The following is a 26440-nucleotide window of genomic DNA, read 5'->3' on the forward strand; positions in this document are numbered from 1 at the left end:
ATTGGACTGACATCGTATAAAGGAACATTGCGCATGTCAATACCTAAATTTGGCGGCTAGCGAGAGAGCCTGCAGAGTTCGGCATTCTATTGCTATATAGCATTATGTTAAAGATTAAGAAAAAGATGCGGGTTGCAGAGATTGCACTTAAGCAGGTCTATTTCTTGAGGCATATATCTAAGGCTGGGTCGAGGCTACGCTCGCTCGCCAGGCGAAATCACCACGCCATCCATCACTACTCTACAAAGATGATTGATAAATTCCTCGGAAAGTGGAGCATAGCGAATAAGAAAACGAAAGTAGATCGCTCCGTAGAGCGCGTCGAGCAGAAGATCCATATTGAGGCTGCGGGGTAATTCTCCCCGCTTCATGCCGCGCCGCAATGTTTCGTAGGCTTCTTGGCGGCGGGGCCGCATGAACCGGCCTCGGAAAGCATGAATGAGTTCGGGATCGGATTGTCCTCCACCGATGAGGGCAGCAACGATGCGTCCTTCCCTTCCGCGCAGCACGCGTACCAGTTGTTTCATCTGCAGGTTCATGTCAGTGCGGACAGAACCTGTATCCGGGAACCGAAGCTTCGCATCAGTCATCGAGAAAAATGCATCGGCTACCAGGGCCGCCTTGTTAGGCCACCAGCGGTAGACAGTCGCTTTGCCGACGTTGGCGTCGGCGGCGATGGCTTCAATGGAAAGTTCCGGAAAGCCTGTTTCCCGCAGCAGTTTCAACGTGCTTTGCAGAATGGCCCGCCGGGATTGCTCACAGCGAGGGCGGCCAGGTGTACGTCTGGTTTGCGTTCCGTTGCTCGCCGCACCATTCACCGCGGCATAACCCAGTTGCTGCATTTAGCAACATTATCATAAAATCTAGAAATTGAATCCGATACGTTCTGTTTCTGATCTATTCCCGTAATCCCGGACTTAAAGACTTCGGGCTGTAGTTTCCTATCACAGGGGCTCACCAGCGATGTGGATCGTAAAGTTAGCGCTACGGCGGCCGTATACCTTCATTGTGATGGCGCTGGTCATCATTCTCCTGACGCCACTGGTGGTTATTCGCACACCCACCGACATCTTCCCTGACATTAATATTCCCGTCATCAGCGTCGTCTGGAATTACGGCGGCCTGGCGCCCAGGGAAATGGCGGACCGCGTTGTCAGCGTGGCCGAACGCGGCATCACCATTACCGTCAATGATATCGAGCATATCGAATCGCAATCGCTCAACGGAGTCGGCGTAATCAAGATTTTTTTTCGGCCGGGCACGAACGTTCAACTGGCCCTCTCGCAAGTCACGGCGATCATGCAGACGGCCACGCGCCAGTTGCCCACGGGGACTACGCCGCCGCTGATCGTTACCTACACGGCTTCTTCGACGCCTATTATCCAGCTTGGATTGAGCAGCAAGACACTCGGAGAGCAGGATTTGTTCGACCTGGGCAATTATTTTCTGCGTTCACAACTTGCGACGGTGCAAGGCGCGTCACTGCCCTTCCCGTATGGCGGCAAACAACGCCAGATCCAGGTGGACCTTGATCTTCCCAAACTTCAAGCCTACGGACTGGCGCCCATTGACATTGTCAATGCAGTGAATGCGCAAAACCTCACTCTGCCCTCAGGCACGACGAAAATTGGCTCTTTGGAATACCCGGTCGAGATGAACGGCACTCCGGAGACAATCGAACAGTTAAATGATTTGCCGGTAAAAACAGTGAACGGCTCCACGCTGTATATGCGCGATGTGGCCCACGTCCGCGACGGTTTTTCGCCTCAGACAAATATTGTTCGCCAGGATGGCACTCGCGGCGCGCTGATGTCGGTCATGAAGATTGGCACAGCCTCGACGCTGGATATTATCAACTCTGTCAAAAACGTGGTCCCAATTGCTGCCCAGTCCCTGCCGCGAGAGCTGCAGATCAAGCCCTTGTTCGATCAATCGTTGTTTGTGCGGGCCTCCATCACCAACGTAATGCGCGAGGCTGCGACTGCCGCGTTGTTGACCGCGGCCATGATCCTGCTCTTTCTTGGGGATTGGCGTCCGACCATCGTTATTACAGTTTCCATTCCGCTCTCAATTGCCGTTTCGGTAATTTTGTTGAGTGCGCTGGGTGAGACCATCAACATCATGACGCTGGGTGGGCTGGCGCTGGCGGTGGGTATCCTGGTCGATGACGCCACGGTGGAAATTGAAAATATCGAGCGCAACCTTGCCATGGGCAAGGAGATGAAACCGGCGATTCTGGATGGCGCTCAGCAGATCGCGGTGCCGGCCTTTGTTTCCACGCTCTGTATTTGTATCGTATTCGTGCCCATGTTTTTCCTGACGGGTGTCGCAAAGTTCCTATTCGTGCCGCTGGCGGAAGCAGTGGTATTCGCGATGCTCGCCTCTTATTTCCTCTCGCGGACCCTGATTCCTACGCTGGTGATGTACATCATGCGCGGCCATGAGCACAGAGGCAACGTTCCCAAAACTGCTCTGGGCCGCTTTCAACGTGGCTTTGAGCGGGCATTCGAGAGATTTCGCTGTTCCTACGAACAACTCCTGGAAACCGCGATTGAGCACCGCAAGCTTTTCGCAACTGGTTTTGCAGCCTTCTGTGTACTTTCGCTCGGGCTGGTGTTTTTTCTGGGACAGGATTTCTTCCCCTCTGTGGATGCCGGTCTGATCCGCTTGCATGTTCGCGCTCGGCCGGGGTTGAGAGTGGAAGAGACAGCACGGCTTTGCGATCAGGTTGAGCAGGTTTTGCGGCAAGAGATACCGGCAGAAGAAGTGCAAACCATTCTGGATAACATCGGCCTGCCCTATTCCGGCCTCAATCTTTCCTACAGCAATTCGGGGGTCATCGGCACCAGCGATGCCGAGATCCAAATTGCACTTAATCCTGAGCACCATCATTCGACCGCAGCTTACGTGAAGCAACTGCGCGAAGAGTTGCCGCACAAATTTCCTGGCGTAGAGTTCTTCTTTCAGCCCGCGGACATCGTGAGCCAGATTTTGAACTTTGGTTTGCCGGCGCCGATTGATATACAGCTTGTGGGCAATGACTTAGACAAGAACTACGTGATTGCACAGCAGATTGCCAACCGCATGCGGCACATTCCGGGTGCGGCTGACGTACACGTGCAGCAGGTCATGGACCTTCCCACTCTGCGTATGGATATTGACCGCACGCGGGTGGCCCAGGTTGGCATGAATGCTCGCGACGTTGCGCAAAGCGTCCTGGTAACACTGAGCGGCAGCGCCCAGACAACCCCGAACTACTGGCTCAATCCCAAAAACGGCGTTACCTATTCGGTTGCAGTGCAGACACCACAGTATCGGATAACTTCTCTGCAAGACCTGTTGAATACGCCGGTCAACGATCCGGCAGCACAATCCCCACAGGTGCTCAGCAACCTGGTAACGGTGTCGCCGACTGCGCGCCCGGCGGTGGTGAATCACTACAACGTGCAACCTGTGATCGACGTCTACGCCACCACACAAGGCCGCGACCTCGGCGCCGTGGCTGCTGACACCATGAAAGTTCTGCAACCGTTTCGCGAGAATTTACCTCGCGGTACCCGCCTGATTGTTCGCGGGCAGGTGGAGACGATGAAATCATCTTTCTTCGGCTTGAGCATTGGTCTACTCATGGCCATTGTGCTGGTGTATCTGCTCATTGTGGTGAATTTCCAGTCCTGGCTTGATCCGTTCATCATCATTACTGCACTGCCCGGAGCGCTGGCCGGTATCGCCTGGATGCTGTTTCTCACACACACTACCTTGAGTGTCCCTTCACTTACCGGCGCGGTAATGTGCATGGGAGTGGCCACAGCAAACTCAATTCTTATGGTCTCGTTCGCACGCGATCAGATGCAGTTGGGCGTCTCGCCATTACATGCGGCTGTGCAAGCAGGCTTTACACGGGTTCGGCCCGTACTCATGACCGCCCTGGCGATGATAATCGGCATGCTTCCTATGGCGCTGGGCTATGGCGAAGGCGGTGAACAGAACGCTCCGCTCGGACGCGCCGTCATTGGCGGGTTGATGTTCGCAACCGTAGCAACACTGTTCTTCGTACCTTCGGTTTTCGCAATCATTCACGGCCGCAGGCAAACGCTGCCGCTGGAAACGAAAGAAGCTGATTCGAATTAGTGAGAGAATCAATGATGGAACCGGAAATAGATACCGTGCAGTCTTACGAAACAGAACCACATCGCATTCCGCCCGCGATCGAGCCTTGTCCTGATCTGCCGCCGGCCTCTCCGCGCCGCGCCAGGCTGATTGTAGCGGTGGTTTTGTCGGTACTTTTTGTCGCGGGCTTGATCACACTGTTGGAGCGGCTTTCGGAACGGTACGCACTCGCGAAAGAGACCGAGAGGAGTTCGGTGCCAACGGTTGCGTTTGTACATCCTGTTGCCGAGCCAGCGGATGAAGAGCTTGTGCTGCCAGGCACATTGCAGGCCTATGAGGAATCGCCCATCTACGCGCGTACGAACGGATATCTGCTCCACTGGTACAAGGACATCGGCAGCAAAGTCAATAAAGGTGAGCTGCTGGCCCAGATTGATACGCCCGAAGTGGACCAGGAACTATTACAAGCACGGGCGGCGCGGCAACAGACGCAGGCGCAGCTTCAGTTGGCCCAGATATCTTCCCAGCGCTGGGAAAACTTGCGCAAGAGCGACTCGGTCTCGCAACAGGAAGCTGACCAGCAAACCAGCGGATATCAGCAAAGCCAGGCCAACCTCGCCGCCGCGGATGCCAACGTCCGCCGGCTTGAGCAGCTCGAATCGTTCAAGAATGTTTATGCTCCCTTTTCCGGCGTTCTGACCAAACGCAATGTTGATATAGGCACGCTCATCAACGCAGGCGCGGGTGGGCGTGAGATGTTTGACGTGGCCAAGGTTGATACTTTGCGCGTGTATGTGGATGTGCCGCAAACGTACGCACTGGCGGTCAAGACCGGAACCACGGCAAATGTCACGCTGCAGGAATTGCCCGGACAAAAATTTGAAGGAAAAGTAACGCGCACAGCCAATGCAATTGATACGACTACGCGCACTCTGCTCACAGAGGTGGACGTTCCCAATTCAGAGACGCGTCTGCTGCCGGGTTCATTCGGACAAGTCCATTTTGGAGTCGCCAACTACACGCCAGAGGCGAGAAAAGTCACCATCCCAGTCAACGCTATGCTCTTCCGTTCAGAGGGCCCGCGGGTCGCAGTGATAGGCGACGATGGCAAAGTTCAACTGCGCCCGATTTTGATTGGACGCGATTACGGCGCCACGCTGGAGATTGTTAATGGCTTGAGCGCGACGGACCGGGTCATTATTAATCCTTCCGATTCCCTCGAAAACGGGCAGCAGGTAAACGCGGTTACTCCCAACGATGGAGTACAAAAGAAATGAGGCGCCGGTCGGTAGTAATCATAACGGCATTCATCAGCGCATCATTCATCGGCACATCTCTGACCGCATATGCTGTCGGGCCGAAATATAAGCGACCGGCTGCACAGGTACCTACTGCCTGGAAGACTGGGCCGCCCTGGCAAACGGCCGCTCCGAAAGACTCCATTCCAAAGGGGGCATGGTGGGAGATCTTCAAAGACAATCAACTGAATGATTATGAACAGCAGCTCTTGAAAGCAAACCAATCGCTGGAAGCTGCCCGGCAACGGCTCGACCAGGCACGCTCGCTGGCAAGGATTGCATCAGCCGGATACTTCCCACAGCTCAATGCCGACCCAAGCGGCGCCCGGCAGCGCCTCTCTGGCAACCGCCCTGCTTTGAGTACGGTTGTGCCGACCGTACCGGTTACACAGAACAATTTTCAGCTTCCTTTTTCTCTGAGCTACGAGTTGGATCTCTTTGGCCGCGTACGGCACAATCTTGAAGCCGCGAATGCTTCCCTGCAGGCGACGGCGGCGGACCTCGAAAATATTCAGCTTGTGCTTACGGCAGAACTCGCAGCCGACTACTTCACGATCCACGAACTTGATTCCGAAATCCAAGTCGTACAAGAGGCAATCAAGTATCAACAAAAAGGCCTGGAGCTTGTGCAGAACCGCCACACCGGCGGCATCGCCTCCGGACTTGAAGTCGCCCAGCAAGCGGCTGTGCTCGACTCTACCGCCTCGCAGTTGCATCTGCTGCAACAGCAACGTGATCAGTATGAGCACGCGATTGCTGTCCTGGTTGGGACTCCAGCCTCTGGTTTCAGTGTGCCCAGCGCCCCGCTCAATGCGGCAGCTCCACCTATCCCGCTGGGAGTTCCATCCGACGTGTTAGAGCGCCGGCCTGATGTTGCCACCGCCGAACGCGGTATGGCTCGCGAGAACGCGCTGGTAGGAATAGCGACTGCAGCTTTTTATCCCAACATTACGCTCTCGGGAGCTGGTGGGCTGCAAAGCCGCGCTCTGGTCTCGCTGGTTTCCGCGCCCAGTGCATTCTGGGCAGTTGGCGGAGATCTTTTACAACCCGTTTTGAATGGTGGGCGCAATCGCGCAAATCTTGCCGCCGCAAAATCGTCTTACAACGCATCAGTGGCTGACTATCGTCAGTCTGTGCTGACCGCCTTTCAGCAGGTGGAAGATGGCTTATCGGGGTTGAATGCTCTGTCGCAAGCCTCCGCGTCTCAGAATGCCGCAGTGGAAGATTCGCGCCACGCTCTGGAAATTGCCAACAATCGTTATGTTGGCGGGTTGACCTCATATCTCGATGTCATCACCGCGCAAACTACTTTGCTCTCGAACCAGCGGCTGGCGACCCAGTTACTGGGCCAGCAGATGGTCACTTCCGTCTATCTGGTCAAAGCGCTCGGCGGCGGATGGGATGCATCTCAGATCCAAAACCAGCAAGTGCATCCTTCGGCAATACAGGCCCTGCAGCAATAGAGCTGGGGATGATGACGGGGCTGAACGGCTAAGAGCCGGAAAAACAGAGAATTGTGGACATAAAAGTGCGACCAAGTATAATTTTCAGCATCTAAATTGTTTTGTGCGTATCGCGCAAGTCTGAAACAATTTCCTACCCCTAAACCCTAACCCTATGCACTAAGAGTGAACATGGCGAAACCGATTTTACTCAGCGTGGATGACGATTCGGATGTTTTGCGGGCCATTGAACGCGATCTGCGTTCGCAATATGGCGCGGAATACCGCGTCCTGGCGAGCGATTCTCCCCAGGGGGCGCTCGACCTTCTCAAGCAGTTGAAGGTACGCAATGACAGCGTAGCTTTGCTGCTGGCCGACCAACGCATGCCCAAGATGGATGGCGTGGGGTTTCTGCAGGAAGCAATGCAGATTTTCCCTCAGGCCAAGCGGGCGTTGCTCACCGCATATGCCGATACCAATGCTGCTATCAATGCCATCAATGAAGTCAGCATCAATTATTTTTTCTTAAAACCCTGGGACCCGCCGGAAGAGCACCTCTATCCGCAATTGAATGATTTGCTCGATGACTGGCAAGCTTCCTACCGCCCGACGTTTCAGGGAATCCGGGTGTTGGGTACGCGTTGGTCACGCAGGTCGTATGAGCTGCGAGACTTCCTGGCGCGCAATCATGTTCCATACCAGTGGATTGATGTTGAGTTTTCTGCCAACGATCCGGAAACCAAGCGCCTGGTGGAGGCCCTTGGGCCGGAAGCGGCCAGCCTCCCGGTCGTGCTCTTCCCGGATGGGACGAAGCTTTTGGAGAGCGCGCCGGCCGAGGTCGCACAAAAAGTCGGGTTGCGAACACGGGCGCAAACCAGCTTTTATGATTTGGCGATCTTAGGCGGAGGGCCGGCCGGTTTGGCCGCCGCTGTTTACGGAGCATCGGAAGGCCTGCACACAGTGATCGTGGAGCGAGAAGCTCCCGGCGGCCAGGCGGGAATGAGCTCACGCATCGAGAACTATCTCGGATTCCCCACCGGACTCAGTGGCGCCGATCTGGCCAGGCGCGCTGTCGTGCAAGCGCAGCGCTTTGGAGTGGAAATTCTGTCGCAAGAGGCCGTCGGAGTTCGAACGGAAGGTCCTTACCGGATCATCAAATTTGCGGATGGAAACGAAATCTCCTGTCATGCTTTGATGATTGCCACCGGAGTGCAGTGGCGACGCCTGGAAGCGCCAGGAGTAGACAAGTTACAGGGCGCCGGCATCTATTATGGCGGTGGCGCCACCGAAGCGCTTTCGTGCAAGGGTGAAATCGTCTACGTGGTGGGAGGCGCGAATTCAGCGGGTCAAGCGGCAATGAACTTCGCCAAGTATGCGGAGCGGGTTGTCATTCTGGTGCGCGGAGACTCACTTTCCAGCACCATGTCGCAATATCTGATTGACCAGATTCAACAGACGCCCAACATTCAACTATGGGCCCATGCCAGCGTAGCCGAAGCGCATGGAGAAACCCACCTGGAAGAAATTTCGGTCCTCTGTTCGGATACGAATAAAGTTGAACGCGTTCCGGCAAACGCCATGTTCATCTTTATTGGAGCGCTGCCGCGAACCGACTGGCTGGCGAACGTGGTGGAGAGAGACGAGCGCGGTTTTCTCCTGACCGGCCCTGATCTCATCTGGGATGGGAGACGTCCGAAAGGCTGGACGCTCGACCGTGATCCCTTCCTGCTGGAGACCAACATTCCCGGAATTTTCGCCGTGGGTGATGTGCGGCACGGCTCGGTGAAGCGGGTAGCCTCCGGAGTTGGCGAAGGGTCCGTGGCAGTACAGTTCATCCATCAGTATTTGAGCAAGGTATAACATGGCCGAGAAATCGGAGTTACTTCAAGTACCTGTATTCGCTGACCTGCCTGACGACCAGATCACATGGTTCCTCAGTCAGTCGCAGGAGCTCGCTCTCAAAGCGGGCGACATATACGCGCGCCAGGGTGACCCGGCAGATGCAATGTTTGTGGTTCTTGAGGGTGAGCTGCTGGTACGCGGTGAACTGGGCGGCGAGATTGTCGCAATTTCGATCACACCAGGCGATGTCACTGGGGTGCTGCCCTTTTCCCGGATGAAGCAATTTACCGTGAGCGGGCGCGCCGTGGGAGACGCGCGCGTCCTGCGATTTCCTGCCACGCTTTTCCCGGAGCTTGTGCAAAAAATGCCCGAGCTGGCCCAGCGCCTTGTGGGCCTTATGTCAGACAGGATCCGCGAAACCACGCGGCGGGAACAACAGCGAGACCGATTGGCGGCCCTGGGAAAGCTTTCGGCGGGTCTTGCTCATGAACTCAACAACCCTGCCTCCGCGGCCAAACGCGCCACAGGCCAGCTCCGCGACACGCTGAAATGCATCCGGGATGCAAGCCATGAGTTGGGTGCGCGCGAACTTACTCCCGCACAGAAAGCAGAGATCGAGAAGCTGGAAGCCGCGATCATTCAGCGGGATGAGCCGCCGCCTGATGCACTGACCGTCAGCAACCTGGAAGAGCAAATTGATTCCTTTTTGCGCAGCCGCGGGCTCAACGATATGTGGCAGCTTTCCGCCGATCTTGCGCGCAAGGGCGCCAAGCCGGAGGTGCTGGAATCCCTGTTCGCAACACTCGATGCTGACACTGCTCGCGCGGCCCTGGTGAGGATCGCAGCTTCGCTTGAGATTGCAAACTTGTTGGGCGAAATCGAGAACAGCACGTCACGAATCTCTGACCTGGTGGGTGCAATCAAGGAATACACTTTCATGGACCAGGCACCGGTGCAAAACGTTGACATCGTAAAGAGCCTGGAGAACACGCTTACCATCCTGAACCACAAGCTCAAGCGCGGCGTGGTGGTTCAGCGTGACTATCAGCGTGTTCCTTTCCTGGTGAATTCATTTGGCAGCGAACTCAATCAGGTTTGGACCAACATCATTGACAATGCCATTGACGCGATGAGTGGAAAAGGCGAGCTGCGAGTACGTACCTACCGCGAAGATTCCTGCGTTGTAGTCGAGATTGGCGATAACGGTCCGGGGATTCCACCCGAGATCAAGTCGCGCATCTTTGAACCGTTCTTCACGACCAAGGGAGTCGGAGAAGGAACCGGGCTCGGCCTGGATACAGTCCAGCGAATCGTGAAGAAACATAGAGGCAGTATTCAGGTGAGTTCGAAGCCGGGAGATACGCGTTTTCAAGTGTGGCTCCCGTTGGCCGAAGCTCCAGTTTAAAAAAGGAGATCGTATGGCTCAACTTGACATTGTGTCGGAACGTCCGCCATTGCCTCCATTTATTCATGAGACTGCCATTCAGAAGGTCCGCTTGGCGGAAGATGGCTGGAACTCTCGTGATCCTGAAAAGGTAGCTCTAGCGTACACCATAGACTCGCGCTGGAGAAACCGCGCCGAATTCTCGAATGGCAGGCAGGAAATCATCGCATTTCTGAAGCGCAAGTGGGCGAAGGAATTGGATTACCGGCTGATCAAAGAGCTCTGGGCGTTCGACGGGAATCGCATCGCGGTGCGCTTCGCCTACGAATGCCACGATGACTCGGGAAACTGGTTCCGCTCATATGGCAATGAGAATTGGGAGTTCGATGAGCACGGCCTGATGCGCTTGCGGTTCGCATCTATCAATGATCTACCCATCAAAGAGTCCGAGCGTAAGTATCATTGGCCGCTGGGGCGGCGTCCCGATGGCCATCCCGGATTGAGTGATCTTGGTCTGTAGCTAAGCTTTGTAGCTTTTGATACATCTTGATTTCAATTTCAAAGGAGGCACATCATGCTCTTCGCCATCACCCTTGTACACGTAGCGTTGAGCCTCGTGGGAATCTTATCGGGGTTTGTTGTCCTGTTCGGTATGCTGGCTGGGAAACGTCTCGACGGCTGGACAGCGCTGTTTCTTACGACCACCGTGGCGACAAGCGCGACCGGGTTCCTCTTTCCCTTTCACCAACTTCTGCCGTCTCATAAGGTCGGCATCATATCGCTGGTGGTGCTGGCCATTGCCATCTTGGCGCGCTACGGCAAGCACCTCACCGGCGCTTGGCGCTGGATCTACGTAGTTGCTGCCGCGATTGCCCTCTATCTTAATGTCTTCGTGGGGGTTTTCCAGGCCTTTGAGAAGGTGCCGGCCTTGAAAGCGCTGGCTCCAACTCAGAGCGAGCCGCCGTTCAAGCTTGCGCAGCTCACCGTTCTGGTGCTCTTCGTCGTGCTTACTATTGTCGCGGCGATTAAGTTCCGCCCGCAGTCGGTCCGCGCGGCTTGAGCAGTTGTATTTTCCGTTCGCCATTCGCCAAACCCGGATGGCCAATTTGCTCTCTCAAGTATGTAGAGCTTGCGAGAGTGCAGATACCAACAAACAAGATTCATAACAAGCGAAGGAGATTGTGATGACGAACCAAAAAACGCCAATTCTTGAACCAAAAACCCAAGCTTTTGTGGATACCCTCAATGCGCAGGGAGGAAAGCCGCTTTATGAGCTCTCTTACGCGGACGCCCGTAAAGTGCTGGAAGATGCGCAAGCCATCGAAGTCAGGAAACTACCCGCTGATGTCGAAGAAAAAATTCTACCGGTTGGTCCTGGCGGAGAAGTTTCCGTTCGTATCTATCGGCCGAAAGGCGCCAAAGGTCTTCTGCCGGTGGTGATGTACTTCCACGGTGGTGGTTGGATTCTGGGCAGCAAGAATACGCACGACAGGTTGCTGCGCGATCTGGTCAACAGCACCAATGCTGCTTTTGTATTTGTGAACTACACCCCGTCTCCCGAGGCGCAATTTCCAGTGCCTATTGAGCAAGATTATGCCGCGACCAAATATATCGCCGAGCACGGCAAAGAGTTCGGCCTCGATTCGAGCCGGCTCGCGGTGGCCGGTGACAGTGTAGGCGGCAACATGGTGGCAGCGGTCACGCAGCTCGCGAAAGAGCGCAAAGGACCGGCGATCCGCTACCAGGTTCTTTTCTATCCGGTGACCGACTCGAGCCTGTCGCAGAAGTCCTACGAAGAATTCGCCAACGGTCCATGGCTGACCAAGCGTGCGATGGAATGGTTTTGGGATGCATACGCTCCCAACAAGGAGGATCGCAAGAAAACTACGGCCTCTCCGCTATCGGCGACCATGGAACAGTTGAAGGGCCTGCCTCCGGCGCTGGTCATTGTGGACGAGAACGATATTCTGCGCGATGAAGGCGAGGCCTACGCCAGGAAGCTTATCCAATCTGGCGTTGACGTAACCGCAGTACGCGTTCTCGCTACTCATCACGATTTCGCCCTGTTAAATGCTTTGGCCGATACACCCGCGACCAAGGCAACGGTCCTTCTGGCTTCGCAGAAGCTTGCTGAAGCTCTCAGTTCGGCTGCAAAGCAGGAGATAGCTGCGTAAGCGCAGGGACTATTCACCTCGAGAGGGGCGTGGCCGAGTTCCTTCAGGCGCACGCCCTCTCATTTCAAGGACAGGAGGTACGAAATGACTATGAGATTCTCAGGCAAGTTGGCATTGGTGGCCGGCGGCACAGGCGGGTTAGGACGCGCGGTCACCCTGGCTTTTCTCGAGGAAGGCGCCAAGGTGGTGGTCACGTATCAGAAGCAGGAAGAATTTGACGCCGTAAAAAGCGCAGCCAGCATGAATGGCGCATCGCTCGAAGGGCGCCGAGTTGATGTCACCGATGAAGCTGCGGTGCGCCAACTCATCGAGAGTATTCTTGCGCAGCACAACCAGTTGGATATTCTTGTGAACGCGGTTGGCGCCTTTGCCGGCGGCGCGAAATTATGGGAGCTGGATACGAAAGTCTTCGACCTGATGCTGGCGCTGAATGTGCGCTCTGGTTACGCGTTGGCACGGGTCGCGACGCCGGTCATGCTCAAACAAAAGGGCGGAGCGATCGTAAACGTTGCATCCAAGGCTGCACTGGACCACGGCCCGGGTGTGGCTGCATACGTTGCGTCCAAGGCGGCTGCGTTGGCCCTGATGGATTCGCTCGCCGCAGAGGTGAAGGGCACCGGGGTACGGGTAAACTCGGTCCTGCCCAGCATCATTGATACAGAAGCCAATCGAAAGGCGATGCCCAGCGCAGACTTCACAAAGTGGCCCAAGCCGGAGGAGATCGCGCGGGTGATTCTGTTTTTGTGCAGCGACGATGCCAAGCTGATTCACGGTGCCGCTGTGCCGGTTTATGGGGAGAGTTAAAAGCCGTGCCCTGACAATGATTTTCGTATCGGAGGCTAACATGTCCATTCGTCCTGTTAAGCGGCTCATCAAATCCAAGCCTACACGCGAAGGTGCGGGCGTGCATCTGCGCCGCGCATTCGGTTTCGGCAACACCGCCGACTTCGATCCATTTCTGCTGCTCGATGATTTCCGCAATGATGTTCCCGAGGATTATCTTGCCGGCTTCCCGTGGCATCCGCATCGTGGTATCGAGACGATTACCTATGTCTTGGCTGGAACCGTGGAGCACGGCGACAGCATGGGGAATCGCGGGGTCATCGGCTCCGGCGATGTGCAGTGGATGACCGCGGGGAGCGGGATCATACACCAGGAAATGCCCAAGGGCGACCAAGCGGGCCGGATGCACGGCTTCCAGTTGTGGGCCAACCTTCCGGCGTCGCTCAAAATGACGACGCCGCGCTACCAGGAGGTGAAAACCCCTGACATCCCAGAGATCACGGACGACGACGGGACCCACGTTCGCGTCGTCTGCGGAAATTTTTGGGGGAAGAGCGGGCCCGTGGATGGCATCGCCGCCGACCCAATCTACCTGGATATATCGGTATCTCCCGGCAAGAGGAAGACCCTGCCCGTCGAGACCACTCGTCACGCCTTTGCTTACGTTTTCGCGGGCAGTGGAAAGTTCTGCAACGCGTCTCGTCCGCTCGCGGTTCCAACCGAAGGAATCCAGTGGGCCGACACCGCGCCTCCTGCAGAGGCGGATAACCGCTCACTCGTGCTCTTTGATCGCGGCGATGAGGTCACGGTACAAGCCGGTGACGACGGGATCCGGTTTCTGCTGGTCTCGGGAAAGCCACTCGAGGAACCGGTGGCGTGGTACGGCCCGATCGTGATGAACACGCAGGAGCAGCTCCAGCAAGCGTTTGAGGAGCTCGAGCAGGGCAAATTTCTGAAGCAGCGCTGAACATCCGCAAGATTTGACCACAAAGGGCACAAAGGACCGCCTTGTCTGTACAACCCGCGGGATCAATTTAGGAAACAGGCACGAGGACGAGTGATACTACTTCAGGTCGGACGCTCTTCTCCACACGCAGGATTCTGCTTAGTCATCTGGAGGATCAGTTTGCGGAGGAACCGGAGCACCTGAGCCAATATATTTATATTAAGGATAAGAAGAACAGACCATAAGAGCTTTACGAGAAACATTCAACTGTGCGTTAATCCTAATTCCTATAGCAACTGAAAAGTGCAGAATTCCTGAACTTTGCACCCATTTAATGTGCAGTACGGATCGACGTGCAGTATCAGTTTCTCTGCCGCCATGGCATTCGGGTACAATTCTTTTGTTCACTTGGCTTCTGATTATTCTCTCGGTCGGAATCTCTACCAGACTGGTGCGCGCATGATTTGGATGTTCGTAAAGCGATTCGTGAAAGTGATACCTGAGGTGGCGGCCCAGCCGCACACCTTAGCTTTCGTGCTCTGGGCCCTGGCCTGCACGGCATCGCCCTGTCTAGCGCAATCGAAACCCAATCAGGCGGGAGAAATCAGCGCCATGGTTCCTGTTGGCTATGTTCTGCGCGGCACTGCCCCAGCCGTTCCGGCGCAGCGCAGCGATCCACTCTATTGGCAGGATACGGTCCGCACGGAGAGCGGAGGCCGAATCCGCATCGGCTTGCTCGACGGCTCGATTCTGAATGTTGGATCGCAGTCGAGTTTGACGATCACCAAACATGATCCTGCGACCCAGCAGACACAACTTGAATTGCTGTACGGCCGCATCCGCGCGAAAGTGGTGCGCATTATGCAGCCGGGTGGAAGTTTCAAGGTGCGTACGCCCGTGGCAGTTGCGGGCGTGGTGGGAACCAGACTTGACGTCGCGACGACGAACGATACGACTGTAGTCCTTGACCTCGAGGATACAGTGCGTGTGCGCAACGCAGAAGATCGCGTCGCGGGCGAAGTCATTCTGCACCCTGGCGAGTTCACGCGAGTGCAACGTGGAATGCCGCCTACTGCTCCTAGTCCCGCTTCCCCGGAGCAGCTCCGCGAAAGCGAAGACGCAACCTCGGTCTCCGATCTGCCCGGCGATTGGTCACGCGTAGAAGTCAGTTTGCCGCCGCCCGGCTGCGGCCAGGAATTCACGCTCTTCGTTCGCGCCTGGTCCAAACAGACTCAAAACGGCAAAGAGATCGAAACACCGGTTGATCCAGAGTTAGTTGCCGGAAAGTTGCTCCTTGGCAGTATGACTGTGGCTGTCAAAGGTGGCAGCGCCAGCTTAACCAATGCGCCGGGAAGTGGCGCACCGGTGGGGACGTTTGTCCCTGAAGGTAAGCAAGCTGCTATCCCGGCCAAGATCTGGTCTCCGATGAAAATGGCGGAAGGGCAGGGCTGGCGTGCGCCGCGGGCTACATTTGTGGGGAATAGTTTTTACGTTCTGGGACCTATCGGTTCGGCCCGGCAAGTGGCGTTCACTTTCGGCGGTCAACCGGCGACCGTGCTGTGGATCGGCCCGTGCGGAGCGGGTCTGCTTGCTCCCATGATTCCTGGCGGCACTTACCCGGTATCGTTATCCATCGGCGGACAGGTGGTAGCAAACGGGAAAATGAACCTGGTGCAGGTCTCCTACGATCTACCCATACCCCCCGCCCTGCTCCGCGGACAAACCACCAAATTTGGGATCGAACTTCGCGGGCTGGCTGGACTCGATCAGTTTGTTCAGGGCCGGCCGATTGAGGTCACCACTGTCATCAACAATACGCCGACGATCCTCGGAGGGTTACGCAGCCAAACCCCGGGAGCCAGCGCCAAAGGTGAAACCATTACGTACCGTGTTGGCGCGGGCAACGTTGATGCTTCAGGGCTGGCGCGACTCGATGCCACCGGACGGGGCCGCCAGAGAGGTGAGTTTGTCCTGGGTGTAGAGAATAAATTGGATGAGGCTCTGGAGCTCCCGAGTAATCCGCTCACTCGCGTGCCACCAAGGCCATAGGCGGATGGGCATATGAACGGCGTCACTCGCGGCTCGTCCACTGTTCTGCGCGCCTGGCGCCGGCACAAGGGCTCGCTAACCATCAGCCTGGGAGTCACTCTGGCAGCGTTGCTGGTCTACGTAGCAACCTTCACGGCCCTGCGCCCCACGCCGCTGTTCGAATTCATCAACCGCCTTGAGCTAAACACATTAGACACGCGCTTCCGATTGCGCGGACGTGTTCATCCTGACCCGCGCCTCATCATCGTTGATATTGACCAGCACTCACAGGAAGTCCTGGGACGCTGGCCATTTTCCCGAGTTCACTTCGCCCGCATGCTCGACAACCTGCGTGCAGACGGTGCACGCGTTGTAGCCTTCGACATCACCTTCAGCAAGCCCGAGGAGCCGTTGCGCCCGTTAGTGGAGCAGCTTATGGAACGCAAGAGAAGGGGTGTGCCGGTCAGCCCGGAGCTGTTCGAAGAGATCGCAAGGCTCGCACAGATGGATAACCCCGACCAGCAATTCGCCGACAGTATTCATCGCTTCGGCAAAGTGGTCCTGGGGAACTACTTCCTCTACACCCAATCAGATCTCCAGGGCGTCACCGATACCGAACTTGACAGCTATGCAAAATCGATTGCTAACTTTCGTTACATTGAGGTGCGTGCCGACGGTGGAGGCGCGTATTACCTGCAAATGATCCGGAATTACGGGGACCTGGCGCCCAAAGGCGTCGAAGCCAACACGCAATTGCTGACGGCCGCACTCTCTACCGACACGGCAAGCGCCGGCTTTTTCGACGTTCCGACCGAACCGGACGGCGCCGTGCGCCGCGCATTCCTGTCCCTGCCCTATGGGCGAAGCCCGGACCGCGCAGAGTGGGACATGTATGCTTCGCTTGACGTCCAGACGATTCGTCTTTACCTCGGTCTCCCCAATGAGCAGACGGTGCTTGGTTTTGGCCCTCTCGGGATTACCAGTCTGGAATTCGGCACGGCAAGCGTGGTTCAACCCGACAGTGTCGGCCGAATATTCATTAACTATCAGGGCCCCGTGCGCACGTATCCCTATGTTTCGATCGCCGACGTGGTCAACAAGAACTTTCCCCCTGGCACCTTTCGCGACAAGGTGGTGCTCGTAGGCGCGTCGGCCAGCGGAATTGGCGACTTGAAAGCCACGCCTTTTGGCGGGTTCGATTTTCCCGGGGTCGAGATTCATGCCAACATCATTGACAATCTGCTGCACCAGAACCTATTGCACCGCAGTACTGCGCAAGAGTTCGCGGACGTGGCTTTTATTGTGCTCTTTGGTATTCCTCTCGGCATCTGGCTGGCCCTGGTGCAACCCCGTTGGTTGGCGTTCGGGCTCCTGCTTCTGGTCCCCTTTGCGGCCTTCGTATATTGGGCTTTCCTGCACAACTGGTGGCTGAATTTCATCACACCCTCGCTTTTCACTCTCGTGCCCAATATAGGTTTAGTCGCGCTGTATCGCGTCCTGGTGGAGGAAAAAGAAAAACGCAGGGTGCACGGGGCCTTCCAACAGTACCTCAGTCCAGCAGTCGTTCGCCTGCTTCTCGACAACCCCGAGCAAATCGATCCCCGCAAGCGGGCCGTCAGCGTGATGTTCACCGATATCCGCGACTTCACAACTCTCTCGGAGAAACTGGACGCCCAGGTGCTCGCCCATCTGCTCAACGACTATCTGACCGAGATGACCAAAATCATATTTCGCCACCGCGGGACGCTTGACAAATACATTGGCGATGCGGTGATGGCTTTTTGGGGTGCGCCCCTGGAAGATCCGGCGCATGACGCGGAACGCGCCTGCGATGCAGCTTTAGAAATGATCGCCCAGCTTCGCCAATTCAACCAGAAGTGGGCATCTTTGGGTCTTCCTTCTCTTGATATAGGTATCGGCATCAACACCGGAGTCGCCTCTGTCGGCAACATGGGTTCGACGCTTCGCTACGGTTACACGGCCATGGGCGATGCCGTGAATCTGTCCTCCCGGCTGGAAGGTCTGAACAAAGAATACGCAACCCGCATTATCTTGAGTGAATCCACCCGCCTGGCCCTGCCCAAAGATACCTTCCTGCTGCGGGGGCTCGACTACATCCGCGTCAAGGGCAAAGAACAACCGGTCGAGATTTATGAGCTGTTAGGCCGCCGCGATATTGCTGGGGACTTGGTGGAGCTAGCGAAATGTTTTGGCGAGGGCCGCGAAGCCTACAAACGCCGTGATTGGCGGGAGGCGACGCGCCTCTTTGAAAACATTCTGGAACGCTGGCCCAATGACGGCCCTGCGCGGATATTCCGGGACCGCGTTTTGGGATATTTAGCTGAAGCACCTGCATCCGATTGGGACGGCGTCTACATAATGAAGCACAAGTAGCAATTCGTGAGTGCGTTCCAGTTGCCAGAGCAAACAGCGAGACAAGCAAGTACCTGTTCTTGAGTGCTCGGCCATAGAAGCAAGGCCGAGGTGCCTAAGCCAGCACCGCGTCCGTCGGGTAATACTTCCCAATCATGATACCGATCTCGAGCGCGGATGAAATATCGAGCCCATCAAACTCAAAGCCGGCGCGGCGTATGTCAGCATAGCGCACAACCACTTTCACTGTGAGACGGATGTTTTCGCTGCGGTCCACAAGCATGAGTTTGTATTTTTTGCCTTCCTTGAATTCTTTTTCGGTTTCCGGCTCGATCATGAACCCGCCACGGGAGAGCTGCCGCAACACGCCCACACGCTTGCCCTTGTCGTCGGTTACGTGCACTTGTGAGGTGTAAGAAACCGCCACGCGTTCATGGCGGCGGCGCTCATCAGTCATGGATTTGGCCGACAAAATGGTGCTCATTAAACACGCTCCGGAAGTGAAAAAGTCGGGTTTATGCCCGCAGGCACGTCTATTGGCTGCCTCTAAGGTGGATTTTACCTCAGAAGGCATCTTTTTATGCTGTAACCACTGAAAACTCCGCTTACAAACGTTCGAATGAAGTTTTTGGTAGACTGCGCATATGGCTACCAAAAAGAAAACGAAGAAGCAGGTGAAATCAAAGAGAACTGCCAGCAAGAAGGTGACGCCAACCAAGAGGCAGGCTCAAAGAAAGATGAGAACTCCCAGGCAGAAATCGGCGAAGAAGAAGCCGGCTGCGAAAAAGGCGGTAAAATTGAAGAGTGCCGTCAAGAAAACAATCGGCGGGAAGGCGGTGCGTGCCCTTAAGAAACACGCTCGGGGGAAGGGTCAAAGCGCTGATGCGGTCGGACTCCAGCCGGAGGGACAGCGATCACGTTCGGGTGGTCAATCGGGAGATTTGCAGGGACTCTCCAACGTCGAAAGTGCCGATTCGGAGAGCGTCGAAGAGTTGCTCGAGGAAGGAAACGCGTTCGAGGCCGACGTAGTGACCGGCGTGGAAGACGCCGGGAACGCTGATGGGAAGGAAGTTCACACGCATGAGGTGCCGGAGGATGACGTTCCCGACGAATACCTAGATAAAGAGTAACGTGTGAGCGGCTCTCCGTTTATGTCCCAAGGGACGATGCTCTGACGGGCTACCCGGAAGCAATCAGGCTGGTCCCTCGCTGCCGGCCGCATAGTTTGGGAAGTCCGGCGTCGGCAAATGCGCCCACGCTTCTTCGATCGGCGTAATGATGCGCCACTCCGCCTCTACTTCGTCTCGGCGCGTGAATAGAGTTGCATCACCGCGCATCGAGTCGAGCAGCAGCGTTTCGTACGCAACCGGCCCCTTCGATCCAAAGCTCGCCTGATAAGAGAAGTTGGCCTGAACCGTTACCGTCCGCACTTGGGTTCCCGGCCGCTTCGCGTCGAATGCGATCGAGATTCCCTCGTCCGGCTGAATGTTGATGGTGATGACATTCGGATCAACCTCGGACGCCGTGCCGGCAAACAACGCCTGGGGCGTCGGCTTGAGATGCACACGGATCTGCGTCAGATTTCGCGCAAGACGCTTCCCAGTCCGGATGTAGAAAGGCACTCCAGCCCAACGCCAGTTATCGATGTGAAACTCTACCGCTGCGTAAGTCTCGGTTGTCGAGCGAGGATTCACGCCCGGCTCCTGCCGATAGCCCGGTACCGGTTTCCCGTCAATCACGCTAGGACCATACTGCCCTCGAACGGTATATCGCGCTACATCCTCGACGCTCATCAGTCGAACGGATCGGAACACCTGCACCTTCTGCTCACGCACCGAATCCGCATCAAACGCGACCGGCGGCTCCATCGCGGTCAGCGCCAGCAACTGAAGCAGGTGGTTTGCCACCATATCGCGCAGGGCTCCCGTCTCTTCGTAGAATGCCGCGCGGTTCTCGACTCCCACCGTCTCAGCCGCGGTGATCTCCACGTAGTCGATGTAGTTTCTGTTCCACACCGGTTCGAACAGCGAGTTGCTGAAGCGGAATACCAGGATGTTCTGCACGGTCTCTTTGCCAAGATAGTGGTCAATCCGGTACACCGCTTTCTCGTCGAATACGCCGCGCACTACGTCATTCAGCGCTTGCGCCGATTCCAGGTCCCGCCCGAAGGGCTTTTCCAGAACGATTCGCGTCCACCCATGATCACGGCGGTTCAATCCGACTGCTCCCAAACCTTCAATGATAGGTCCCGCTACTGACGCCGGCGTCGACACATAGAACAAGTGGTTTGGGCTCGAACCGTTCTTCTGCATCTCCGCCAGACGAATGCGCAACTGAGGATAGAAATTCGGATCGTTGATGTCGCCCACCATGTAGTGCAGCCGCTTTTCAAAGTCTTTCCATCGCGACTCGCTGAAGTCGTGTGTATCTCTCGACGTGGCGGCTGACTCCCCGGTCCTCTTGCGAAACTCTTCAGAACTCATTGGCGAGCGGCCAATCCCCAGAACTTCGAACTGAGGGCTCATGCAGCCCACACATGACAGGTTGTAGAGACCCGGGACCAGCTTTCGCTTCGTCAGGTCGCCCGAAGCCCCAAAAATGACCAGGACACACGAGTCTCCAGTTGGCAAAGGTTCTTGCGACAGCTTCTCGAGAGGACTTGCTTCGATAATCGTAGACATAGATGCTCTTTCTAACTAATGGATTCCAGATCGTAATCTGATGTTTTCTGGCGCTATAGGGGTCCGCGACCTTATTGATATTGATGTCAAATCCTTAAAAACGATGCTCAGCCCGCAGGATTTCTGCGGCGCACTCACCGATGATGACACAGGGCGCCATGGTGTTTCCGGTCGTAATGCGGGGTATGATTGAACCATCTGCAATGCAACGCGGCGACAATAATAGATTCTGCCAGGTTCGTTCTCCTTACCCGTGATTAGCTTCACAAAACGCCTGGAATGCTCGCAACCCACCCCCGGCGGAGTTTTGTAAACGTTTAACGTCAAACGAATACGTTTACATGCTGCAATCTTAAACATTCTGCGTTAAGGTTAAAAATGTTAAGTTAACCTGGCTTTAATGCAGAATTTGAGCTGTGATATGCTCTGTCACGGAGTAGCTATGTATTATAAGGATAGCAGCCGGTCAGGCAATCACCTGGAAGAGGCCCACCACCAGGACTACAAGAACGAGCACCTGAGCTCAGACCTGAGCACGACACGCAAACTTGATGATCAGCCTACAGCGGTTGCCAGTCATTTGACAAAGGGCGAGACAGTTTCCGGGATAGACACGATCACCTCCTCGAATGCGGAAACCTCGGATCAGCCAACGAACCAAGAAGAACGGGACGAACTTGCAGCCGTGCTTGCAACGGATACGTTCAAGCGTTCTCCGAAGCTCTCCCGTCTGCTGACCTATCTTTGCGATAAATATTTTAATGGCGAAGGGGATGGGCTAAAAGAATATAGCATCGCGGTGGAGGTGCTAGGGCGTGATTCCGAGTTTGATCCGCAGTTGGACGCCGTGGTCCGTGTGGATACCCACTATCTGAGAAAACGGTTAAAGGAGTACTACGCCAGCGAGGCGCTCAACCACAGAATCCAGATTGTTATTCCCAAAGGACAGTACATACCGAAATTCTTGCTGCGCCCAGAGTCCGGGGTGTCTCCACAAACCCCGCCGCAGGACGAGGAGGATGCGGAGGAGGTAGCGCATGAGAATCTGGTGGTAGCAGGAGAGCGCAGCCGGGAGCACTCGACAATCCGCATGCCGAATTGGCGTTGGCTCGCCATTGGATTGGCTGCGGCTACTGTGGGTGGCCTGCTGTGGATGACGATTGCGCGGCCGGGACTGCGCCCTGCCAACGCTGAAAACAGAGTTCAAAACGGGGCCATTGGAACTGCCGCTTCGCATGCCGCAGATGTAGTCCGAAACACAGCAGTTCCTCCTGTTATCTTGGACCCAGAATCTGGGGCGATACGGGTTTTGGCCGGGGAGCGCAAGGGAAACTATATCGACAAGGCAGGACGCGTTTGGCTCTCTGACCGTTACTTTACAGGTGGCGCAACCTTTAATCGCGGTCCGCGAGAGATCATGCGCACGGAAGACCCCGATATTTTTCGAACAGGCCGGGAGGGACAGTTCGTTTATGAAATTCCACTCAGTCCTGGCACCTATGAACTCCGCCTCTACTTTGCCGAAACGGAGGTGAACGGCGAGGGCCTGCGCAGCGTTGGTCTCTCCATTAACGGGTTACCAGTTTCAACTCTGGACGTTGCTTCCGATGCCGGAGAAGTGAATACAGCTACAGTAAAGATATTTAAGGATATTTCACCCGCGAAAGACGGCCTGTTGCACCTGGCTTTTCAAGGGGCTGGCCCGTCTGGCTTCATAAACGCGTTGGAGATTCTACCGGGTACGGCGGGTAAGATGCTCCCGGTTCGATTGACGATGCAGGATAGCCCCTATCGCGACCACCTCGGCCAAACCTGGATGCCTGACCAGTACTTTCTAAGTGGTCGAAAAACGACGGGAAAATCGCCCATCGAAGGCACAGCAGATCCGGCGTTGTATCGAACCCATCGCTTCGGCAACTTTACATATGCCATTCCCGTAGTGGAAGGCAGCCAATACACAATCACATTGCATTTTGCCGAGACATGGTTTGCTTCGCCTGAGTCGCTGGGCGGTGTAGGCAGCCGCGTTTTTGATGTCTATTGCAATGGTAGAACTCTTCTGAAAGATTTCGATATTCTCAAAGAAACCGGTGGAGTGGGTAACCGAGCTGTTGTAAAGGTCTTCCACAACATTCCGGCCTCCGCACAGGGTAAACTCAACCTTACATTTGCTCCCACCAAGAATTATGCCCTGATAAGCGCCATTGAGGTTACTGAAGAATAATCTGTCCCACCCCGGCAGAGCCGGGATGCTCGCAAAGCCCAGCGTAGTACTGCACGTGGGCGATTTCCATACGACCAGGGCCCAACATCAAAAATTTCGGTATTAGACCTCGATTCCGCTCACCAGGGACTTATCTGTAACTGCGGTGAACTGAATCACATACTCGCCGCCGGCATTGGTGTTGACCGTGAGCTGCTGGATCACTGCCTTGTTCATGGCGCCAGCAGCCAGCCACGAATCCAGGCCGTAGGCGTTTACTTCGCGCTCACGGCGAAGTCGTCGACTGCAAGACCTTGACCGCCCTCCCAGACCTCAAAACCGAACTCCACGTCGATCAGCCACCACGAAGACTGCACGTAACCGCGATTTTTAGCATCCTGGAAGAACTTCGTAAGGTCAAGATTCACACTATTCGTGGGATTGACCTGGACATAGGAGACCACGAACCAGTGCACCGTGCTCCCTCCGATCCCTTCCCACACGTCCCACGTAGACCCGTCAATGGACACCGCAGACGCCTTCTTCGAGCCAAGAGGTTGCGCGGAACCTTGATGGCTGATCCAGATCATGACTTCTGTGCCGTTGGGCTGGCCCAGCGTGGTTGCCGTCTGGTTGAACCAGATGTCGTAGGCTACGTCGTTGTTGTAGCCGGTGGGCAAGGTCGTGCTCACACTCGAATTTGCAGAGACCAGACTGCTCAACTGAATCGGCAGACTCGTGCTGGTGCAGTTGCCCCAATGGCATCCCCAGAAAATGGATGCGTAGGTCTTGGGGGCGAACTGACTGTGGGTGAAGTCGCTCGCCATGAAGTTCGCGTTGAGTGTGAAGCCCACGCCCGTGGTGCTCATGACGGCGCTCTGGGGAGCGGTCGAGTTCCATTCATTCGACTGATACTTGTAATTGCCACACGGGAACAGGTAATCGCCGCTCGGCCCGTTGATTGTCGATCCGTTTCCGGCGCAGCTATTGGTGCTGGTGCTGAGGATCTCGATCCCGCTCACCAGCGCATTGTTCACCACCGAAGTGAACGTGATGACCATCTGCCCGCTGGAATTGGCCGGTTCCGTGAACTGCTGGATATTGGCGATGTTCTGCCCGCCTGCCGCCGCGAAGATGTCGAAGTCCGTCAGCACCTGTGCGCCATTGATGCTCACGTTGAACGTGCGCTTGCCGGAGGATGTCCAGTAGGTCTCGCAGAAATGCAGGCGCACGACATAGTCCGTGCCAGCTGTTAAGCCGCCAATCGTGTAGGTGAAATTGCCGATGCGGGCGGTCTGGTAAACAGCCGAGGGCGCCGGGTTGGTCACCTTGCTGATATTGATCGTATTGGCGTGGTTAATCGTCGCGCCGCCAGAGAAATCCTTATCAGCGACGAACGCGCTCACGCCTGTTGTCGAGCCGGAGTCGATCTGTATGGTGGTGCACTTGGCCGGGAACGCCAGCACGGCCAGAGCCAGCACATTCGAGACCAACACTAAAAAGAAGGTTTTTATCTTCATCGGCATTCTCGCTATTGGATCTCGATTCCGCTCACGAGGGACTTATCTGTAACTGCGGTGAACTGAATCACGTACTGACCGCCAGCATTGGCGTTGACCGTGAACTGCTGGATCATTGCTTTGTTCATGGCGCCAGCCGCCGCGAAGATGTCGAAGTTGGTCAGTGCCTGCATGCCGTTGATCGACACGTTGAACCTGCGCTTGCCTGCGGCCGTCCAGAAGATCTCGGCAAAGTGCAGCCGCACCTTATGGCTTGACCCGGCGGTAAACCCCGGAATCGTATAAGTGAAATTCCCAATCCGCGCCGTCTGGTAGACCTGCATAGGCGCTGGATTTGTTACTCCGGTCAGATTGATGGTGTTGGCGTGATTGATGGTCGTGCCACCCGCGAAGTCGGTATCGGCCACGAACGCACCCACCGCCGGTCCACCGGCATTGATGGCAATGACCACTGGAGGCCCTGGCATTGCACTGACTTCGCTGGAGTTGAGGCTTTCGCCGTCCGCGTTCTGCGCTGAGACCACATAAAAGTAGGTCGTACCATTGGTCACGGTAGCATCGGTATAGCTGGTTGCGGTCACTCCCGACTTGACGAGTACATAGTTTAAGCCACTTGTCGTGGTGCGTTTCACGTTGTAGGTGCTGGCGCCTGCCGAAGCAATCCAGGAGAGACTTATCTGGTTGTTACCCGCCATTACGTTCAGTCCCGTCGGAGGAAACGGCTCAGTCTGGGTGCCCCCATTTAATTTCACGACGGCGGCCGTGGCGGGCGAGAGTGTTAACAGGAAGTTTCCCCCGGATGATGCCAGGGGCGTTGGCGTCCCAGTCCAACTGGCATCGTCCCCGATGGCCGACCCTCCCAAGGTTTCCCCGTCGGTCAGCGAAACATCGTTGTTCGGCGCTTGCAACAGCCAAACTTCACCCGATCTGTAACTCCCTCCGGGCTGGATGGTCACATTTGCGGTGGCGGCCCCGGAATCGTGCGTTTTATTAATGATGGTCACGAAGAGACTGTTGTCCGCGGCCAGAACTCCGTACGCCGTCAAGTTGACCCCGCCCGGATTTCCGATAGTCACCGGCACGATCCGCCCGTGCCCCCCAAGGTCAAACGCCTTGACGCCATACCCGAGAGGATGAACGTGGTAACCGCTCGAAGAGGTCTGGAAAAGAGCATAGGAGGTTGTGGCGCCGGAAACATGGTCCCCAGTGTGGAAGTTGAGGCCAGCGGCCTGATGGGTTGCCCACCAGTACATGTAATCGAGGCCCCAGAGCGCTGAGGCAAATGCGTTGCTCGCACCGGGACAACCGCCATTGAAAAAGTTGTTGGTCTCCGAGAGCCGATAGTTGAGCCCGGTGGCTAGCACCTGGGGCACGTAGGAATCATGGCTAGACTGGTACTTGCTCACGAACCCAGTGGAGAGCATCAAATCCCTCGCCGCCGCCGCACTGATGGATTGGCCGTTGCCGCCGAAATAGTTGTGCCGGGCGGCCAACGCGATTCTTCCTCCAGGAGCAAAATCTTTTGCATAGCTGACCACCCAAGAGGAGCCTCCGGCGACGTCGGGTCCGCAGAACTTGGCGCGCGGATCGGTGATGGCGGAGTAATAGGCCTGCGCGTCCGATTTGTACGCAGGATAGCCGCTGAGATATAAGTCC

General features: G+C 56.0%; 19 protein-coding genes. 14 read left to right on the forward strand and 5 right to left on the reverse strand.

What is annotated here, in order from left to right:
- Positions 1-194 precede the first annotated feature (194 nt).
- The gene (locus VK738_01540) at positions 195-842 is read right to left on the reverse strand and encodes a TetR/AcrR family transcriptional regulator (GenBank protein ID HTD21305.1); all 648 of its coding nucleotides are present in this window, start codon (positions 840-842) and stop codon (positions 195-197) included.
- 121 nt (positions 843-963) lie between these two features.
- Here VK738_01540 and VK738_01545 point away from each other — a divergent pair, with 121 nt between their 5' ends.
- From VK738_01545 to VK738_01600, 12 genes are all read left to right on the forward strand, one after another.
- Entirely contained in the window at positions 964-4131 is a 3168-nt protein-coding gene (locus VK738_01545; GenBank protein HTD21306.1) for an efflux RND transporter permease subunit, read from the forward strand.
- 11 nt (positions 4132-4142) lie between these two features.
- On the forward strand, positions 4143-5387 hold the full coding sequence (locus VK738_01550) for an efflux RND transporter periplasmic adaptor subunit (GenBank protein HTD21307.1): 1245 nt from the start codon (positions 4143-4145) through the stop codon (positions 5385-5387).
- Positions 5384-6871, forward strand: coding sequence for an efflux transporter outer membrane subunit (locus VK738_01555; protein ID HTD21308.1), 1488 nt, complete (start codon positions 5384-5386; stop codon positions 6869-6871). The genes VK738_01550 and VK738_01555 overlap by 4 nt, the downstream gene beginning before the upstream one ends.
- A gap of 171 nt (positions 6872-7042) precedes the next feature.
- On the forward strand, positions 7043-8710 hold the full coding sequence (locus VK738_01560; GenBank protein ID HTD21309.1) for an FAD-dependent oxidoreductase: 1668 nt from the start codon (positions 7043-7045) through the stop codon (positions 8708-8710).
- A 1-nt stretch (position 8711) separates the two neighbouring features.
- The gene (locus VK738_01565) at positions 8712-10097 is read left to right on the forward strand and encodes an ATP-binding protein (GenBank protein ID HTD21310.1); all 1386 of its coding nucleotides are present in this window, start codon (positions 8712-8714) and stop codon (positions 10095-10097) included.
- A gap of 13 nt (positions 10098-10110) precedes the next feature.
- Complete coding sequence (locus tag VK738_01570) at positions 10111-10596, forward strand: nuclear transport factor 2 family protein (GenBank protein ID HTD21311.1); 486 nt, start codon at positions 10111-10113, stop codon at positions 10594-10596.
- 54 nt (positions 10597-10650) lie between these two features.
- Positions 10651-11136 (forward strand): hypothetical protein, encoded by a 486-nt coding sequence (locus tag VK738_01575; protein HTD21312.1) that lies wholly within the window; start codon positions 10651-10653, stop codon positions 11134-11136.
- 124 nt (positions 11137-11260) lie between these two features.
- Positions 11261-12250 carry an alpha/beta hydrolase gene (locus tag VK738_01580; protein ID HTD21313.1) on the forward strand — a complete coding sequence of 330 codons (990 nt, stop codon included), beginning with the start codon at positions 11261-11263 and terminating at the stop codon, positions 12248-12250.
- An 84-nt stretch (positions 12251-12334) separates the two neighbouring features.
- Positions 12335-13054: an SDR family NAD(P)-dependent oxidoreductase gene (locus VK738_01585; protein ID HTD21314.1), complete on the forward strand. Its 720-nt coding sequence runs from the start codon at positions 12335-12337 to the stop codon at positions 13052-13054.
- Between the two features lie 40 nt (positions 13055-13094).
- The gene (locus VK738_01590) at positions 13095-14000 is read left to right on the forward strand and encodes a pirin family protein (GenBank protein HTD21315.1); all 906 of its coding nucleotides are present in this window, start codon (positions 13095-13097) and stop codon (positions 13998-14000) included.
- 465 nt (positions 14001-14465) lie between these two features.
- Positions 14466-16028, forward strand: a complete 1563-nt coding sequence (locus VK738_01595; GenBank protein HTD21316.1) for a FecR domain-containing protein — start codon at positions 14466-14468, stop codon at positions 16026-16028.
- Positions 16029-16040: 12 nt separating this feature from the next.
- Positions 16041-18401: a CHASE2 domain-containing protein gene (locus VK738_01600; GenBank protein HTD21317.1), complete on the forward strand. Its 2361-nt coding sequence runs from the start codon at positions 16041-16043 to the stop codon at positions 18399-18401.
- A 94-nt stretch (positions 18402-18495) separates the two neighbouring features.
- On the opposite strand, the gene VK738_01605 is transcribed toward VK738_01600, so the two are convergent.
- Positions 18496-18864, reverse strand: a complete 369-nt coding sequence (locus tag VK738_01605) for a PilZ domain-containing protein (GenBank protein ID HTD21318.1) — start codon at positions 18862-18864, stop codon at positions 18496-18498.
- A gap of 160 nt (positions 18865-19024) precedes the next feature.
- Between VK738_01605 and VK738_01610 the strand changes: the two genes are divergently transcribed.
- Positions 19025-19510: a hypothetical protein gene (locus tag VK738_01610; protein ID HTD21319.1), complete on the forward strand. Its 486-nt coding sequence runs from the start codon at positions 19025-19027 to the stop codon at positions 19508-19510.
- A gap of 63 nt (positions 19511-19573) precedes the next feature.
- Here the strand turns inward: VK738_01610 and zwf are convergent, their stop codons facing one another.
- On the reverse strand, positions 19574-21061 hold the full coding sequence (gene zwf / locus VK738_01615) for a glucose-6-phosphate dehydrogenase (GenBank protein ID HTD21320.1): 1488 nt from the start codon (positions 21059-21061) through the stop codon (positions 19574-19576).
- A 442-nt stretch (positions 21062-21503) separates the two neighbouring features.
- On the opposite strand from zwf, the gene VK738_01620 reads away from it, so the two are divergent.
- Positions 21504-23285 carry a malectin domain-containing carbohydrate-binding protein gene (locus tag VK738_01620; protein HTD21321.1) on the forward strand — a complete coding sequence of 594 codons (1782 nt, stop codon included), beginning with the start codon at positions 21504-21506 and terminating at the stop codon, positions 23283-23285.
- A gap of 254 nt (positions 23286-23539) precedes the next feature.
- Here VK738_01620 and VK738_01625 read toward each other — a convergent pair whose 3' ends face one another.
- Together VK738_01625 and VK738_01630 are read right to left on the reverse strand one after the other, a co-directional pair.
- A complete protein-coding gene (locus VK738_01625) occupies positions 23540-24784 on the reverse strand; it encodes a malectin domain-containing carbohydrate-binding protein (GenBank protein HTD21322.1) in 1245 nt (414 codons plus the stop codon).
- An 11-nt stretch (positions 24785-24795) separates the two neighbouring features.
- The coding region (locus VK738_01630; GenBank protein ID HTD21323.1) for a malectin domain-containing carbohydrate-binding protein at positions 24796-26440 on the reverse strand (1645 nt) is incomplete at its 5' end.

It is taken from the genome of Terriglobales bacterium, from assembly GCA_035487355.1.
Classification (GTDB): domain Bacteria; phylum Acidobacteriota; class Terriglobia; order Terriglobales; family Acidobacteriaceae; genus QIAW01.

Coding starts and splice junctions, on each gene's coding strand:
- VK738_01560 (HTD21309.1), top strand. CDS start 7,043: ATGGCGAAACCGATTTTACTCAGCGTGGATGACGATTCGGATGTTTTG.
- VK738_01605 (HTD21318.1), bottom strand. CDS start 18,864: ATGAGCACCATTTTGTCGGCCAAATCCATGACTGATGAGCGCCGCCGC.
- VK738_01570 (HTD21311.1), top strand. CDS start 10,111: ATGGCTCAACTTGACATTGTGTCGGAACGTCCGCCATTGCCTCCATTT.
- VK738_01580 (HTD21313.1), top strand. CDS start 11,261: ATGACGAACCAAAAAACGCCAATTCTTGAACCAAAAACCCAAGCTTTT.
- VK738_01590 (HTD21315.1), top strand. CDS start 13,095: ATGTCCATTCGTCCTGTTAAGCGGCTCATCAAATCCAAGCCTACACGC.
- VK738_01545 (HTD21306.1), top strand. CDS start 964: ATGTGGATCGTAAAGTTAGCGCTACGGCGGCCGTATACCTTCATTGTG.
- VK738_01585 (HTD21314.1), top strand. CDS start 12,335: ATGACTATGAGATTCTCAGGCAAGTTGGCATTGGTGGCCGGCGGCACA.
- VK738_01550 (HTD21307.1), top strand. CDS start 4,143: ATGATGGAACCGGAAATAGATACCGTGCAGTCTTACGAAACAGAACCA.
- VK738_01600 (HTD21317.1), top strand. CDS start 16,041: ATGAACGGCGTCACTCGCGGCTCGTCCACTGTTCTGCGCGCCTGGCGC.
- VK738_01540 (HTD21305.1), bottom strand. CDS start 842: ATGCAGCAACTGGGTTATGCCGCGGTGAATGGTGCGGCGAGCAACGGA.
- VK738_01610 (HTD21319.1), top strand. CDS start 19,025: ATGGCTACCAAAAAGAAAACGAAGAAGCAGGTGAAATCAAAGAGAACT.
- VK738_01620 (HTD21321.1), top strand. CDS start 21,504: ATGTATTATAAGGATAGCAGCCGGTCAGGCAATCACCTGGAAGAGGCC.
- VK738_01625 (HTD21322.1), bottom strand. CDS start 24,784: ATGAAGATAAAAACCTTCTTTTTAGTGTTGGTCTCGAATGTGCTGGCT.
- VK738_01565 (HTD21310.1), top strand. CDS start 8,712: ATGGCCGAGAAATCGGAGTTACTTCAAGTACCTGTATTCGCTGACCTG.
- zwf (HTD21320.1), bottom strand. CDS start 21,061: ATGTCTACGATTATCGAAGCAAGTCCTCTCGAGAAGCTGTCGCAAGAA.
- VK738_01555 (HTD21308.1), top strand. CDS start 5,384: ATGAGGCGCCGGTCGGTAGTAATCATAACGGCATTCATCAGCGCATCA.
- VK738_01575 (HTD21312.1), top strand. CDS start 10,651: ATGCTCTTCGCCATCACCCTTGTACACGTAGCGTTGAGCCTCGTGGGA.